The sequence below is a fragment of the Actinomycetospora sp. TBRC 11914 genome, assembly GCF_012933465.1.
GTDB lineage: Bacteria > Actinomycetota > Actinomycetes > Mycobacteriales > Pseudonocardiaceae > Actinomycetospora.
Genome location: NZ_JABBND010000001.1, coordinates 1000563 through 1015262, shown reverse-complemented (window position 1 = coordinate 1015262; position 14700 = coordinate 1000563). Strand labels below are relative to the sequence as shown.

Annotated in this window: 14 protein-coding genes; 4 read left to right on the top strand and 10 right to left on the bottom strand. The window is 74.5% G+C overall.

Going from position 1 to position 14700, the window contains the following annotated elements; translation table 11 throughout:
• Positions 1–48: 48 nt before the first annotated feature.
• Complete coding sequence (locus tag HH311_RS04820; protein ID WP_211189706.1) at positions 49–1017, bottom strand: ribose-phosphate pyrophosphokinase; 969 nt, start codon at positions 1015–1017, stop codon at positions 49–51.
• Complete coding sequence (locus HH311_RS04815; protein WP_169182352.1) at positions 1014–1514, bottom strand: MarR family transcriptional regulator; 501 nt, start codon at positions 1512–1514, stop codon at positions 1014–1016. Before HH311_RS04815 ends, HH311_RS04820 begins: the two co-directional genes overlap by 4 nt.
• 83 nt (positions 1515–1597) lie before the next feature.
• Here HH311_RS04815 and HH311_RS04810 point away from each other — a divergent pair, with 83 nt between their 5' ends.
• Positions 1598–2299, top strand: a complete 702-nt coding sequence (locus tag HH311_RS04810) for a DUF4386 domain-containing protein (RefSeq protein WP_169182351.1) — start codon at positions 1598–1600, stop codon at positions 2297–2299.
• 451 nt (positions 2300–2750) lie between these two features.
• On the top strand, positions 2751–5309 hold the full coding sequence (locus HH311_RS04805; protein WP_169182350.1) for an ATP-dependent Clp protease ATP-binding subunit: 2559 nt from the start codon (positions 2751–2753) through the stop codon (positions 5307–5309).
• A 141-nt stretch (positions 5310–5450) separates the two neighbouring features.
• Here the strand turns inward: HH311_RS04805 and HH311_RS04800 are convergent, their stop codons facing one another.
• The 4 genes from HH311_RS04800 to HH311_RS04785 form a co-directional block, all read right to left on the bottom strand.
• Positions 5451–6251: a DedA family protein gene (locus HH311_RS04800; RefSeq protein ID WP_211189501.1), complete on the bottom strand. Its 801-nt coding sequence runs from the start codon at positions 6249–6251 to the stop codon at positions 5451–5453.
• Between the two features lie 99 nt (positions 6252–6350).
• Positions 6351–7322, bottom strand: a complete 972-nt coding sequence (locus HH311_RS04795; RefSeq protein ID WP_248292007.1) for an endonuclease domain-containing protein — start codon at positions 7320–7322, stop codon at positions 6351–6353.
• 168 nt (positions 7323–7490) lie between these two features.
• Positions 7491–8471 carry a YafY family protein gene (locus HH311_RS04790; RefSeq protein ID WP_169182349.1) on the bottom strand — a complete coding sequence of 327 codons (981 nt, stop codon included), beginning with the start codon at positions 8469–8471 and terminating at the stop codon, positions 7491–7493.
• A gap of 36 nt (positions 8472–8507) precedes the next feature.
• Positions 8508–9545 carry a YihY/virulence factor BrkB family protein gene (locus tag HH311_RS04785; protein ID WP_169182348.1) on the bottom strand — a complete coding sequence of 346 codons (1038 nt, stop codon included), beginning with the start codon at positions 9543–9545 and terminating at the stop codon, positions 8508–8510.
• Between the two features lie 61 nt (positions 9546–9606).
• Here HH311_RS04785 and HH311_RS04780 point away from each other — a divergent pair, with 61 nt between their 5' ends.
• Positions 9607–10068 (top strand): hypothetical protein, encoded by a 462-nt coding sequence (locus HH311_RS04780; RefSeq protein WP_169182347.1) that lies wholly within the window; start codon positions 9607–9609, stop codon positions 10066–10068.
• Between the two features lie 33 nt (positions 10069–10101).
• Here HH311_RS04780 and HH311_RS04775 read toward each other — a convergent pair whose 3' ends face one another.
• The 3 genes from HH311_RS04775 to HH311_RS04765 form a co-directional block, all read right to left on the bottom strand.
• The gene (locus HH311_RS04775) at positions 10102–10860 is read right to left on the bottom strand and encodes a Sir2 family NAD-dependent protein deacetylase (RefSeq protein WP_169182346.1); all 759 of its coding nucleotides are present in this window, start codon (positions 10858–10860) and stop codon (positions 10102–10104) included.
• An 83-nt stretch (positions 10861–10943) separates the two neighbouring features.
• Positions 10944–11264, bottom strand: coding sequence for an antibiotic biosynthesis monooxygenase (locus tag HH311_RS04770; RefSeq protein ID WP_169182345.1), 321 nt, complete (start codon positions 11262–11264; stop codon positions 10944–10946).
• Positions 11265–11274: 10 nt separating this feature from the next.
• Positions 11275–12216, bottom strand: coding sequence for an A/G-specific adenine glycosylase (locus HH311_RS04765; RefSeq protein ID WP_169182344.1), 942 nt, complete (start codon positions 12214–12216; stop codon positions 11275–11277).
• A gap of 112 nt (positions 12217–12328) precedes the next feature.
• On the opposite strand from HH311_RS04765, the gene HH311_RS04760 reads away from it, so the two are divergent.
• Entirely contained in the window at positions 12329–13240 is a 912-nt protein-coding gene (locus tag HH311_RS04760) for a hypothetical protein (RefSeq protein WP_169182343.1), read from the top strand.
• Here HH311_RS04760 and radA read toward each other — a convergent pair.
• The gene (gene radA / locus HH311_RS04755) at positions 13237–14652 is read right to left on the bottom strand and encodes a DNA repair protein RadA (protein WP_169182342.1); all 1416 of its coding nucleotides are present in this window, start codon (positions 14650–14652) and stop codon (positions 13237–13239) included. The genes HH311_RS04760 and radA overlap by 4 nt on opposite strands.
• Between the last annotated feature and the right edge of the window lie 48 nt (positions 14653–14700).

Genomic DNA, 14700 nt, shown 5'->3' with positions numbered 1-14700 from the left:
GCCTCCGGCCTCGTGAGCACTGAAGGTCGCTATAGCGACACTTTGTGCTCACGAGCTGGCCGGCGCACCTATGGGGTCGAACAGGACGCTCACCGACTCGCCGTTGTGGATCCGCCGCATCGCCTCGGCCAGCGCGGGCGCGACCGACACGATCGTCAGCTTGTCGGTGGTGTACGCGCTGGGCAGCGGCACCGTGTCGGTGCAGAAGATCGCGGTGACGTCGTCGCGCTCGGCGATCCGGTCGAGGGCACCCTCGGTGAACAGTCCGTGGGTGCAGGCGACCCGCACCGAGGCGACGTCGCGGTCGCGCAGCCGGTCGAGCAGCTCGATGATCGTCGACCCGCGGGCGATCTCGTCGTCGAGCACGATCACGTCCTTGCCCTCGACGTCGCCGATGATCGAGGAGATCTCCACCTTGTCGTCGGGCATCCGCTGCTTGGCCGCCGCCGCCACCGGCAGCGGCCGCCCGGGGCGCCCGAGGATGCGGGCGAACGAGCTCGCCTCCTTGGCGTTGCCGAGGTCGGGCGACATGACCACCGCGTTGGAGAGGTCGATCGCGCGCAGGTGGCCCGCGAGCTCGTAGAGGGCGTGCAGGTGGTCGGCCGGCACCGAGAAGAAGCCGTGGACCTGCGGGGAGTGCAGCGTCATCGCCAGGACGCGGTCCGCCCCGGCTGCGACGATCTGGTCCGCGACCAGCCGGCCGCCGATCGAGATCCTCGGGGCGTCCTTCTTGTCGGAGCGCGCGTAGGCGTAGTGCGGCATGACGACGGTGATCCGCGCCGCCGAGGCGCCTCGCGCTGCATCGACCATGAGGAGCAGCTCGACGAGGTGCTCCTGCACGGGCGGTACCAGGGGCTGGACGAGGAACACGTCCCGCTCGCGGCAGTTCGCCTGCAGCTGCACCTCGAGGCAGTCGTTGGTGAAGCGGGTCAGCCGCGAGGGCGACAACGGCACCTCGAGCTGTCGGCAGATCGCGGCCGCGAGCTCCGGGTGGGCCGAGCCGGAGAAGATCGTCATGTCCCGCACGGCGGAGCTCCCTGGGATCCACGGTCGGCCGGGAGGTCACGGTAGCCCGGGTGCACGCCGGGGGTGAGGCCCTCGGCGGCGGCGACGCGGCCCAGCAGGTCGGCGAGCGTGCGCCGCTCCGCGGGGTCGAGCGCCGCGAGCAGCGCGTCCTCGTGGGCCGCGGCGAGGCGCCCGAGGTCGTCGCGCAGCGCCTCGCCGTCGGGCGTCAGGTGCACCGCGTAGAGCCGGCGGTCGTCGGGGTTGCGGCGCCGCTCCAGCACACCGCGCTCCTCCAGCGCGTCCACCAGGGCGACCAGCCGGGTCGCCGGGGTGCCCAGCCGCTCCGCGAGGGCCTGCTGGCTGCGCCCCGGCTCCCGGGCGACCGCGCGGACCAGACCGGCCTGCGGCGGCGTGAGGTCCACGGCGGCCACCCGCTCGCCGAAGCGGCGGGCGGCGTGGGTGCCGAGCTGGGTGAGCAGGAAGGCGGCCCCGGTCGGTCGATCGTCCACGACGAGGACGGTACTCCTTGACGGACAATGCTCGTGCGTCAATCATTCTCGCTTGTAATGATTCTCGCGACGAAGGACCTCCGATGGCCGATCCCGGCACCCACGCCCGCCGCGGCGGGCCGCCCCTCCTCGCGCCCGGGCTCGCCTGGGCCGCCCTGACCCTCGCCACTCCGGTGCTCTGGACCGGGGGCCGCCCCGGAGCCGGCCCGGCGACCACGCTCGCGCTCGTCCGCGACCACGCCGCCACGGCCGAGCTCGCAGCCAGCCTCCTGCTCGCCTCGGCGGTGCCGTTCGCGGTCTGGGTCGCGACCGTCCACCACCGGCTGCACCGGCTCGGGCTGCGCGTGGCCGGACCGACCCTCGGCCGGGCGGGCGGCCTGCTCGCCGCCGCGCTGCTCGCGCTCTCCGGGGTCGCGGGGTGGGCCGCGGCCGCGACCGCCGCGCTCGTCCCCGGCGCCGAGGCGACCGGGGCGGTGGTCGCGCTCGAGGAGCTCTCGTTCGCCGCCGGCGGCCCCGGGTTCGTCGTGGCGTTCGGCCTGCTGATCGCGGGCGTCGCCGTCCCGACGCTGCTCGGGCGGCTCCTGCCGCGCCCCCTCGCCGTCGTCGGGCTCGCGCTCGCCGGGATCGCGGCGCTGGCGGTCCTCTCACTGGTACTGGCACCCCTGCAGTACCTGCTCCCGGTGGTGCGCTTCGGCGGGCTGGTCTGGCTGGTGTGGGTGAGCGCGGTGCTGCCGACGAGCCGGCGCCGGGTGGAGACCACCCGGGAGGCCGAGCCGGTCCGGTGACGCCCTCGTGGCCGCCGGCGTCCGGAGCGTGACCGTGCTCGCCCGGCGTGCAGCATCTGCCCGCCACGCCCGGGAACTCCGGCGTGTCGCCCGATCCGGGAGTTCTCCGTCGGCGAACACCTTCACGGAACACCGGAAAACCCGGCATCGTTGGCGACAGCACGGTGACCGGACGGTGGCCGTGCGGGGTGCGCAGCGGCGCATTCCGAGGTGAGCGGTCATCGGTGATCGCCGTGGTCGTCGTCACGGCGCCGCAACCGGCGAGGGCCGGTCACGGTGCCCGCGACGACTACGATGGTCGTACGGTGCTCTCCATGACGACCCGGTGAACGGGGAGTCATCTCGTCCCCCGGGGCGTGTGGGCACCAGCCAGGGTCCGCGGAGGACCACGCCGGGTCACCGGTGGGGGAGATGCGCGGGAGTCCGCCGGCGCAGCAGTCAGGAGTGACGCATGTTCGAGAGGTTCACCGACCGCGCGAGGCGGGTGGTCGTCCTGGCCCAGGAAGAGGCCAGGATGCTCAACCACAACTACATCGGGACCGAGCACATCCTGCTCGGGCTGATCCACGAGGGCGAAGGCGTCGCCGCCAAGGCCCTCGAGTCGCTGGGCATCGCCCTCGAGGGCGTGCGCCAGCAGGTCGAGGAGATCATCGGCCAGGGTCAGCAGGCCCCCAGCGGGCACATCCCGTTCACCCCGCGTGCCAAGAAGGTGCTGGAGCTGTCGCTGCGCGAGGCGCTGCAGCTCGGCCACAACTACATCGGCACCGAGCACATCCTGCTCGGGCTGATCCGTGAGGGCGAGGGCGTCGCCGCCCAGGTCCTCGTCAAGCTCGGCGCGGACCTCAACCGCGTGCGCCAGCAGGTGCTGCAGCTGCTCTCGGGCTACCAGGGCAAGGAGCCCGCGGAGTCCGGCGGCCAGCGCGGCGAGGGCACGCCGTCGTCGTCCCTCGTGCTCGACCAGTTCGGTCGCAACCTCACCCAGTCCGCCCGCGAGGGCAAGCTGGACCCGGTCATCGGCCGGGAGAAGGAGATCGAGCGGGTCATGCAGGTCCTCTCCCGGAGGACCAAGAACAACCCGGTCCTCATCGGCGAGCCCGGCGTCGGCAAGACCGCCGTCGTCGAGGGCCTCGGCCAGGCCATCGTCAAGGGCGAGGTCCCCGAGACGCTGAAGGACAAGCAGCTCTACACCCTCGACCTCGGGTCGCTGGTGGCGGGCTCGCGCTACCGCGGTGACTTCGAGGAGCGCCTCAAGAAGGTCCTCAAGGAGATCCGCACCCGCGGCGACATCATCCTGTTCATCGACGAGCTGCACACGCTCGTCGGCGCGGGTGCCGCCGAGGGCGCGATCGACGCCGCGTCGATCCTCAAGCCGATGCTGGCCCGCGGCGAGCTGCAGACCATCGGTGCGACGACCCTCGACGAGTACCGCAAGCACGTCGAGAAGGACGCCGCGCTCGAGCGCCGCTTCCAGCCGATCCAGGTGGGGGAGCCCTCGGTGGCGCACTCCATCGAGATCCTCAAGGGGCTGCGCGACCGGTACGAGGCGCACCACCGCGTCTCGATCACCGATCCGGCGCTGGTCGCAGCGGCCACCCTGGCCGACCGGTACATCAACGACCGGTTCCTGCCGGACAAGGCGATCGACCTGATCGACGAGGCCGGCGCCCGCATGCGCATCCGTCGCATGACCGCGCCGCCGGACCTGCGCGAGTTCGACGAGAAGATCTCCGACGTGCGTCGTGAGAAGGAGTCGGCGATCGACGCGCAGGACTTCGAGAAGGCCGCGCGCCTGCGGGACGAGGAGAAGCAGCTCCTCGGCCAGAAGTCCGAGCGTGAGAAGCAGTGGAAGTCCGGCGACCTCGACGTCGTCGCCGAGGTGGACGACGAGCTGATCGCCGAGGTGCTGGCCAACTGGACCGGCATCCCCGTCTTCAAGCTCACCGAGGAGGAGACGACCCGTCTGCTCCGCATGGAGGACGAGCTCCACAAGCGGATCATCGGCCAGGAGGAGGCCGTCAAGGCCGTCTCGCAGTCGATGCGCCGCACGCGGGCCGGCCTCAAGGACCCGAAGCGCCCGTCGGGGTCGTTCATCTTCGCGGGGCCCTCGGGCGTCGGGAAGACCGAGCTGACCAAGGCGCTCGCCGAGTTCCTGTTCGGTGACGACGACGCGCTCGTCCAGATCGACATGGGCGAGTTCCACGACCGCTACACCGCCTCGCGGCTCTTCGGTGCCCCTCCCGGGTACGTCGGCTACGAGGAGGGCGGCCAGCTCACCGAGAAGGTGCGGCGCAAGCCGTTCTCGGTGGTCCTCTTCGACGAGATCGAGAAGGCCCACTCCGAGGTCTACAACACCCTGCTGCAGGTGCTCGAGGACGGCCGGCTGACGGATGGCCAGGGTCGTGTCGTGGACTTCAAGAACACGGTCATCGTGTTCACGTCGAACCTCGGCACGCAGGACATCTCGAAGGCGGTCGGGCTCGGCTTCCAGTCGGGCCAGGACACCGGCTCGAACTACGAGCGGATGAAGAACAAGGTCACGGATGAGCTCAAGAAGCACTTCCGTCCCGAGTTCCTCAACCGCATCGACGACATCGTCGTGTTCCACCAGCTGCGCGAGGACGAGATCGTGCAGATGGTCGACCTGCTGATCGGGCGCACCGAGAAGCAGCTGCAGAACAAGGACATGTCGATCGAGCTCACCGACGCCGCGAAGAAGCTGCTCGCCCAGCGCGGCTTCGACCCGGTGCTCGGCGCCCGGCCGCTGCGTCGCACGATCCAGCGCGAGATCGAGGACCAGCTGTCCGAGAAGATCCTGTTCGGGGAGATCGAGCCCGGGCAGATCGTGCTGGTCGACGTCGAGGGCTGGACCCCCGAGGTCGACGACAAGGGCGTGACGCGGCCGGCTCCCGAGTCGGCGACGTTCACGTTCCGCGGGGAGGCCAAGCCGACCCCGGTGCCGGACACCCCGGAGGTCGCGACCGCCGGTACGACCGACCAGGCCGACGGCTGAGCGCCTGACGCCCGCACGACCCGGCGCCCCGGTCACCCTCGTGGTGGCCGGGGCGCCGTCGTGTGTGGGGCCGGGTGTGTTGTCAGCGGTGTCGCATCGCAGACGTTGAGTGTCCGAAAATGCACACTGATCTTGGACGGATCAGGGAGCGGAGCCGGGCGGACCACGGCGCCCTGCCTGGACGGAGACGACGACGATGAGCGCGATGCTGACCCAGAGGGCGTACTGGTTGATCGTCAGCACGACGTCGACGGCCGTCTGACCCAGCCCGTAACCCAACCCGGCCACGAGGCCCACGACGAGGCCCGACCCGATCGCGTCGAGCACCAGGAAGGCCACGAGGGGCATCCCGGCCAGCCCGGCGAGCAGGAACAGCGGCGCCGACGGGATCCCGGGGAACGCCGCCGCGACCACGAGCAGCGCCGTCGTCCACGGCGGCCACGATCGGACGCGGGCGACGAACCGTCCGGCACGACCCGGCGGGGTGAAGAAGCGCACGCCCTTCGCGCCCCACCGTCGTCCGGCCCACCAGAACAGCCAGTCGAACTTGATCATGCCGAGCACGCCCGTGGCCACCACCACCCAGAGGTCGGTGCCGCCGACCCGTGCGAACGCGGCCGCCGACCCGACCGCCGAGAGGCTTCCCGTGACCGCGCTCAGCGCTACCGGGTGCGTGGCGATGAGGAACGGCCGGACGGGCAGGGTCAGCAGCATCAGCGCGACGACCGCGACGAGGGAGCCGATCAGGGCCTTGTCGGCCCCGGCCATCGGGCTGTCCCAGGGCCGCATGTCGCGCCACTGCTGCTTCGCGGCCTCGATCTCCTCGGGGCTCCGGGGCCGACGGGACCACGGTCGCCGTCGGGACGTCCCGGGGTCGGTGGGGTCCGTCGTGGCCGCGCCCTCGAGGTCGGCCTCACCCGACGTCCCGCCCGACTCCGCCACGCCGCGCCCCCGGGGTGCTCCGGCGGCCCGCCCGCCGTCCCCGACCGACGCTAGCGGAGGCGGTTCCTCGACGACGGCTCCGGCGCCCTGCGGTCCGCGTCAGGCCGCATGGGGCGGGCCGTAGGTCACCCGCGGCGGCGGCATCGCCGCGGCGATCTCGAGCCCCTGGCGGATGTCGGTCTCGACACCTCGCGGGTCGTCGCGCAGTTGGTGGGGCCGGGTGCTCAGGACGTAGAGGCCCGCCCCGCGAAGGCGGCGGGCGCGCTCGGCCGTTCGCTGGACCTGCTCCGGCGTCGCGAAGTGCTCCTCCACCGAATCGGACTCCCACGCGAAGCCGAGCTCGTCGGCGAGGAAGTCGACGATCCCCAACCGGGTCCCGTCGAGGTCGTAGACCGGGACGTTGCAGCGGATGGTGGGCAGGCCGGAGAGGGAGTTCCAGAACCGGTAGTACTGGAACTCCGTCGGGGACTCCACCCCCGCGGACACGGCGCGCAGGACTCGTCGAGGGGCTGCCGAACCCTTGCGTGTCCCCGTCTCCAGCTCGGCGACCAGCATCTCCTTGGGGACCATCCGGCGCTGTACGGGCTCGGTGAGCAGCGCGGCGATCTGCTCCTCGTCCTTCGTGCGGCGGACGTGGTCGAGCAGGCACCGCGAGATCGGGGCCACCGGGAGACCGTCCCGTTCCAGGCGCTTCACGGGCCGCCTGGTCCTCTCGACGATGACGGGCCCGCAGCTCTTCACGTTCCGCGTCGCGGGGATGAGGACGTGGTGCTTCTCCGGCTCACCGCCGCGCCGGAGCCCGTGCAACTGCGCGCCGCCCAATCCGGTGAGCACCGCGTCCGGGCCGGCGTGGAGCAGGGCCGCGATCTGCCACTGGCGGAACGTCGGCTCCCCGTTGCTCAGGAGGATCGTCGCGGGGAGCAGGAGCTGCCAGGGCCCGTCCTCCGCCGTTCTCCGGTAGGCGGTCCTCTCCGGGACGTCGAGCCTGACGAGCTCGTGCACGCTGATCACACGATCCCAGCTCGCCTCGACCAGCCGCTGCAGGTCGTCGGCCCAATGTCCGCGTCGCATGCACGAGAGGGTGCGGTCGTCGTCGCGGGGACCGGGAGGACCGGCGACCAGGCTGTGGACAGCCCAGGTGCGCGGTGCCGCTGTGGACAGCCCGATCACCCGAACGACAGTGTGGATTTCCGGACGTTCAGTGTCTGCGATGCGACACCGCTGACGGCCACCCCACCCTCACCCCGGCCCGTACAACGCCCCCAACGCCGACGCCGCCTCCCGCATCTGCTCCCGCAACGCCGCCGGCGACACCACCTCCACCTCGCCGCCCAGCGCCAGCAGCTCCGAGCGGGCCCCCGCGATCGACTCGATCGGGATCACCGCGCACGTCCACCCGTCGTCGTCGACCGGCCACTCCCGCTCCGCGAGCGCCCGCGCCGTGTGCGGGCGCAGCGCCACCGGGGCGAGCTCCATCCCGGACGGCGAGAGTCGGACCGCCGCCTCGGCCTGGTACAGGGCGGCGGTGAGCTCCGAGGAGCGCTCGTTCCAGTACCGCCAGAGGTCGAAGCCCTCGGGCCGGTCGAACCGCGCGTCCAGCGTCTCCAGCGACAGGACCCGCGCCACCCGGTACGTCCGCGCCGACCCGCCACCCCCGGGCGCCGCGACCAGGTACCAGACCCCGCCCTTGAGCACGACGCCGAGCGGCTCCAGCTCCCGCTCGACCTCCTCGTCGCCCCAGCGCCGGTACCGGATCCGCACCACCCGCTGGTTCCACACCGCGTCGGCGATCCCGGTCAGCGTCGGGACGTGGTCGGCCTCCCGGAACCACCCGGGCGCGTCGAGGTGGAAGCGCTCGGCGATGCGGCGCGAGCGCTCCGCGAGCTCGGTTGGCAGCGCGGCCTGCACCTTCAGCTGGGCGGCCGCGAGCACCCGCCCGAGCCCGAGCTCGGCCGCCGGACCCGGCATCCCGGCCAGCGCCAGCGAGTCGGCCTCCTCGGCGGACATCCCGGTCAGCTGGGTGCGGTAGCCCTCGAGGAGCGAGTACCCGCCGTCGGGCCCGCGGTCGGCGTACACCGGGACACCGGACGCGGAGAGTGCATCCATGTCGCGGTAGATCGTGCGGATCGAGACCTCGAGCTCGTCGGCCAGCTCCCGCGCGGTCATGCGCCCGCGCGACTGCAGCATCAGCAGCAGGGAGAGCAGCCGGCTCGCGCGCACGGGTCACAGTCCTACCGCATCACCTGACACGGGTTGTCACCCTCCCGCGGAGTGCTGCTCGGTGGGCTGGAGGTGGTCCGGTACCCCGTCGTCGTCACGGTCGGTGAGCAGCGGTTCGACCACTCCAGCGCGCACCGCCTCGAGCTGCGCCGACACCGCGAACCCCGCCACGAGCGCCACGCCCGTCGCGAGCGCCCACAGCAGCAGCACCATGATCCCGGCGAGCGGCCCGTAGATCGCCGAGAACTCCCCGGAGACCGACACGTACGCCGCGATCGCCCCGGACGCCGCCAGCCACGCCGCCACCGTCAGCGCGGCGCCGAGCCCCAGCCAGGACAGGCCCGGCTGGCGCCGCCGCGGCGCGAAGCGGAACAGCGTCGTGACGGCGACCACGAGGGCCGCCAGGCCCACCGGCCAGCGCACGACGTCCCACACCGTCTCCGCGGCGTCGCCCCACCGGTACACCTCCTCGAGCGCGTCCCCGAACGCGCCGCCGGCCACGATGAGGACGAGCCCGACGCCGAGCGCGGTGCCCGCCGTCGCCGTCAGCACCGCCGCCCGCCCGTACTTGCGCAGCGCCGGCCGGTCGCGCTCCACGCCGTAGACGCGGTTCGCGCCGCGCTCCAGCTGGGCGAACGCGCTCGTCATCGCGACGAAGGCCGTGACGAGGCCCAGGACGACCGCGAGCTCCCCGAGGTCCTCGCCGGGCCGCTCGGGGTCCTCGCCGGGCGCCGGGGCGGGCGCCGAGCCCCGGTCCACCACCGCGGCGAGCAGCTGGTCGCCGGTGCCGGGGGAGACGGCGACGACGGTGCGCGCCACGACCTGCGCGACCGACTCCGCCCCCACCGCGGACGCGAGCCCGCTCCCGGCGATGATCAACGGCACCGTCGCGAGCGCGAGCTGGAACGCGAACGCCCGGGCGTGGCTGAAGCCGTCGCCGTAGCGGAACCGCAGGAACGCCGTCCGCCCCAGCTCCCGGAGCCCGGCGCGGCGGGCGGTGTGCCAGGCGTCGTCGGCGGAGAGGTCCTCGCCGTGCATGTCCGTGGTCTCGGGCACGGCGCGCACGGAGCTCACACGGGCCATCATCGCCCGACCTGACAGCAGGTGTCAGGAGCGGCACGGCAGGCTCGGCGGAGTGGAGGTCACCAGGGAGCAGGCGGTCGCGTTCCGGATCGCCGCGCAGGGGCTGGGACGGGCCGACGACGACGGGGCCGCGGCGGTGCTCGCGCTCGGCCTCCAGCACCTCGGGCCGACCGCCGCGGGCGCGCTCGCGGCCCGCGTGCCGGGGGAGCCGGTGGGACCGGACGACCGCGGCCTCGAGCTCGCCTGGACCCACCGCGGCGCCCCCCACTGGCACCTGCCCGGGTCCCGGCCCGGGTGGGCCGCGGCGCTGCGCCCGCTGGGCGACGACGACGCGGCGGCACGGCTGGGGTGGTCGGGTCCCGACGTCGACCGGATCGACATCGCGCCGCTGGCGGCGAGCTCACGCTCGCGGTGGAGGCGTTTCGACGGCGGGGCGTGGCCGGATCTCGACGACGAGGCCCGGCGGGTGGCGGCCGCCCGCGGGCTGCGGCTGGCCGGGGTCGCGGTGGCGTGAGTGTGGCTTCCCGGACGTTGAGTGTCTGCGGTGTCACACCGCTGACGCGCCCAGCCGCTCGTCCAGCGCCTCCAACGTCGCCCGCGCTCCGGCCGCGAGCCCGACGCCGTGCCCGTGGCGCACCTCCGGCTCGCGCACGTTGATCCGCACGAGCCGGCCCGACGACGCCGAGGCCAGCTCGGCGTGGCGGCGCACCGTCGGCACCGCGGTCCCAGCGCCCAGCTCCACCACGGCGACCCCGGCGGCGTCCCGGGACCGCAGCCAGGCACGGTGCTCGGCCAGCCGCTGCGAGTGGGCGCCCGGCACCCACGACCCGTCGCCGAACATCAGGATGTTCGGCCGCGCCACGGCGCCGCACCGCGGGCACGTCGGCAGCGGCGGCACCCCGCGCATCGTCGTCTCGTCGACCTCCACGACGACGTCGTCCGCGGGCCACGTGCCGTCGTGGCAGGGCCGGGAGCACTGCAGGGTGCCGATGGCGCCGTGGCACTCGGTCACGACGTCGTCGTCGAACCCGGCCTTCTGGAACGCGCCGTCCACGTTCGAGGTGAAGACCCGCGTCGGCAGCCGCTCCGCCCACCGGCGCAGCACCGCGAAGCCGGCGTGCGGCACCGTCGCGCGGTAGAGCGCCAGGCGGTGGCCGTAGAAGCCCCAGGCGAGCTCGGGGTCGTCGTCGAAGTGCTCCGGGTCGGCCAGCTCCTCGAAGCGCAGCCCGAGCCGGCGGTAGGGCGGGTAGGCGCGCCAGAACCCCTCGGGGCCGCGGAAGTCGGGCAGCCCGGAGTCCACCCCCATCCCGGCCCCGGCCGCGACGACCAGCGACGTCGCGCCGACGAGCAGCTCGGCCGCCCGCGCGACGTCGTCCGGATCGGGGTCGCTCAGGACTCCCCGCCCCCCTTCCCGACCGAGAGCACCACCTCGAACTCGAACAGGTCCGCCCCCGACGAGACCGGCTGCTTGCGCTCGCCCGCGTGTGCCGCGGCCGCCGCGCCGCCGTCACGCCAGGCGGCGAAGGCCTCCTCGGACTCCCAGCGGGTGTAGACGAAGTAGCGGTCGTCCCCGGCGGTGGGCCGCAGCAGCTCGTAGCCGAGGAAGCCCGGCGTCTCCTTGATCGACTCGCCGCGAGCGGCGAAGCGGCGCTCGAGCTCCTCCCCGTTGCCCTCGGGGACCTTGATGGCATTGATCTTCACGACGGCCATGCCACCGACCCTACGACGACGGGTCGTGGGTCTCACCCGGCAGCGCGAAGCGGCCGTCGGCCAGCTGCTCGACGAGCCCGTCGACGAGCAGCGAGTCCAGGCACCGGGCGCGCTGGGCGGGGTCGGTGAGCCACGCCGCGTCGAGGGCGGCCGCCGGGACGGGCCCCGGGGCGCCGCGGAGCACGTCGAGGAGCCGGCCCCGGACCTGGCGGTCGGTCCCGGCCCAGCGCTGCGCGCGGCGGACCGGGCCGTCGTGGGCGGGCCGGCCGGCGTGCTGCCAGGCGCACAGGTCGAGCACCGGGCAGTCGGCGCACCGCGGGCCCCGCGCCACGCAGACCGTCGCGCCGAGCTCCATGAGCGCGGCCGAGGTGCGGGCGGCGGTGGCCTCGTGGAGGGGCAGCAGCGCCTCGGTGTCGGGGAGGTCGCGGGCGGCGGCGTCCCCGGCCTCGGCGCGGCCGTGCACCGCCCGCGCCACCACCCGCCGCACGTTGGTGTCGACGACGGGGCAGCGCCGCCCGTAGGCGAACGCGGCGACCGCCCGCGCGGTGTAGGCGCCGATCCCCGGCAGGGCGAGCAGCGTCTCGACGTCGGCCGGGACGACGTCGTCGTGCTCGGCCGCGACGACGGCGGCGGCGGCCTGCAGCCGCAGGGCTCGGCGCGGGTAGCCGAGCTTGCCCCAGGCCCGCAGGACCTCCGCGGTCGGCGCCGCGGCGAGGTCGGAGGGACGCGGCCAGCGGGCCATCCAGTCGTGCCAGATCGGTTCCACCCGGGCGACCGGCGTCTGCTGGAGCATGATCTCGCTGACCAGTACGCCCCACCCGGTGACCTCGGGGTCGCGCCACGGCAGGTCGCGGGCGTGCGCGGCGAACCAGGGCACCAGCCGGTCGGCGAGCGCGGTGGTGGGCACGGTGGTGGGCGGCGTGGTGGGCGTGCGGGTGGGCGTGGACGTCATCGTGGAGCGATCCTCCCCCGGGGCCGGCCGCGGTTCCACGCACGGGTGAGTTACGCCGACGCCCCGGCGCGGGTGGGTCGCGGTGCGCGACGGCGCTCCTACGGTGCGCGACATGCTCCAGCCGGTGGGACCGCTCCCGCCGTCGGTGTACTGGCGGCGCCGGGGCGTCGCCGCGGCGGTCGCCGTCCTCGTCCTCGCGCTGCTCGTCTGGGCGATCGCGGCCGCCGCCTCCGCCGACGGCGGCCCCGCCGCGCCCGCGGCCGCCCCGGCATCGGCGAACTCCTCCGCGGCGCCCGCGTCGCCGGTGGCCTCGCGGGGCGCGCTGCCCGACGACCCCGACGGACGCGGCCCGGCCGTGGCCGCACTCGCCTCGACGCTGCGCTCGCCGGCCGCGGGCGGCCTGCTCGGCGCCCCCGGGCTGCCGGGGACCCGGCCGCAGACCGGTGCCCCGCCGAGCGGCGGCGCGCTGCCCGGTGGCGGTGCGCTGCCCGGCGCCGACTCCCAGCCCGGCGGCGTGCCGGCCCCCGGGAGCATGACCCCGAGCCCGCCGGCCTCGTCGACGCCGGCCCCGGCCCCCTCCCCGGCCGGCCCCACGCCGGCAGCCGCACCCCCGGCAGCCGCACCCGCCGCCCCGCCCCGCTGCGCCGACGGCGACCTGCGCATCACCGCCCGCACCGACAAGCCCGAGTACGGCCCGGGCGAGCACCCGCTGTTCAGCCTCGTCGTCACCAACACCGGCTCCGCGCCGTGCAGCCGCGACCTCGACGCGGCCCGTCAGGCGATGGCCGTCGTGCGCAGGCCCGGCGACGGGCTCTGGGGCAGCAACGACTGCTCCCCGGCCCACACGGACGACGTCCGCACGCTCGCCCCGCAGCAGGAGGCGGTGTTCAGCGTCCGGTGGGCCGGCCGCACCTCCATGCCCGGGTGCACGGGCGACCGCAGCGTCGTCGGGCCCGGCACCTACGAGCTGCTCACCCGCCTCGACGGCACCATCAGCGACCCGGCCCGGTTCACGCTCTCCTAGCGCTTCGCCCGACCTCCCAGCCCCGCGGCCTCCAGGGCCCCGTCGAGGCGGTCGACCTGGACGAGCTCGAGCCCCTTCGGGGCCGTGGTGCCGGGTCCGAACGGGACGATCGCCTTCGGGACGCCGAGCCGGGCGGCCTCGGCGAGCCGCCGGTCCGTCGCCGGGACCCGGCGCAGCTCCCCGGTGAGGCCGACCTCGCCGAGCACGACCAGCCCGTAGGGCAGCGGGGCGTCGCGGTAGGACGACGCGATCGCCAGCGCGACCGCGAGGTCGGCCGCGGGCTCGCGCAGCTTCATGCCGCCCACGGTCGCCGCGAACACGTCCTGCTGCGCGAACGAGAACCCGCCGCAGCGCTGCTGCAGCACCGCGAGGATCTTCAGGACGCGGTTGGTGTCGAGGTCGGAGACCGTGCGGCGCGCCGGGGCGTCGGCCCCGACCTTCGTCACCAGCCCCTGCACCTCGGCCATGAGCGGCCGCTTGCCCTCCATCGCGACGGTGACGGCCTGGCCGGGCACCGTCCCTGTCATCGTCCCGACGAACAGCCCGGACGGGTCGGTGACCTCCTGGATGCCGCCGTCGAACATCTCGAAGCAGCCGACCTCGTCGGACGGGCCGAAGCGGTTCTTCAGCCCGCGCACCATCCGCAGCGTGGAGTGGCGGTCGCCCTCGAAGGAGAGCACCACGTCGACGAGGTGCTCGAGCGTGCGCGGACCGGCGACCGCGCCGTCCTTGGTGACGTGCCCGATGAGCACCACCGGCAGGCCACGCTGCTTGGCCAGCGCCACCAGCGCGCTCGTCACCGCCCGGACCTGGGAGACGCCGCCGGGGGTGCCCTCGACGTCGGCCGACCCGACGGTCTGCACCGAGTCGACCACCAGCAGCCCCGGGTCGACCGCCTCGACGTGCGCGGCGACCTCCTCGAGGTCGGCCGTGGCCGAGAGGAACAGGTGCGGCGTGACGGCGCCGGTGCGCTCGGCCCGCAACCGCACCTGGCCGGCCGACTCCTCGCCGGTGACGTAGAGGACGGTGCCGCCGCCCCGGGCGCGCTGCGCGGCGACCTCGAGCAGCAGCGTCGACTTGCCCACCCCGGGCTCCCCCGCGAGGAGCACCACGACGCCCGGGACGAGCCCCCCGCCGAGCACCCGGTCGAGCTCCCCGACCCCGGTCGGCCGCGAGACCACCGTTTCCAGCCCGACCTCGCCGATCGGCCGGACCGGGCTCGCGGGCCGCGGCGTGGCCCGGGGCGCCCCGCCCGGTGCGCCGACCGCGGCCGCCGGCGGCAGGCCCTCCTCGACGGTGCCCCAGCCGCCGCAGCCCGGGCAGCGCCCGACCCACTTCGCGGCGGGCTGCCCGCACGCCGTGCACTCGAAGGTCCGGCCGCCCCGGGCCTTCGCGCTCCCCTTGGTGGTCACGCGCCGGAGGTTAGGTCGTCCCCCCGACAGTCACGCGGAGCGCACCGC

Coding starts and splice junctions, on each gene's coding strand:
- HH311_RS04795 (WP_248292007.1), bottom strand. CDS start 7,322: ATGCGACGCGGACATTGGGCCGACGACCTGCAGCGGCTGGTCGAGGCG.
- HH311_RS04805 (WP_169182350.1), top strand. CDS start 2,751: ATGTTCGAGAGGTTCACCGACCGCGCGAGGCGGGTGGTCGTCCTGGCC.
- HH311_RS04760 (WP_169182343.1), top strand. CDS start 12,329: ATGCTCCAGCCGGTGGGACCGCTCCCGCCGTCGGTGTACTGGCGGCGC.
- HH311_RS04765 (WP_169182344.1), bottom strand. CDS start 12,216: ATGACGTCCACGCCCACCCGCACGCCCACCACGCCGCCCACCACCGTG.
- HH311_RS04820 (WP_211189706.1), bottom strand. CDS start 1,017: ATGACGATCTTCTCCGGCTCGGCCCACCCGGAGCTCGCGGCCGCGATC.
- HH311_RS04770 (WP_169182345.1), bottom strand. CDS start 11,264: ATGGCCGTCGTGAAGATCAATGCCATCAAGGTCCCCGAGGGCAACGGG.
- HH311_RS04775 (WP_169182346.1), bottom strand. CDS start 10,860: ATGGGGGTGGACTCCGGGCTGCCCGACTTCCGCGGCCCCGAGGGGTTC.
- HH311_RS04810 (WP_169182351.1), top strand. CDS start 1,598: ATGGCCGATCCCGGCACCCACGCCCGCCGCGGCGGGCCGCCCCTCCTC.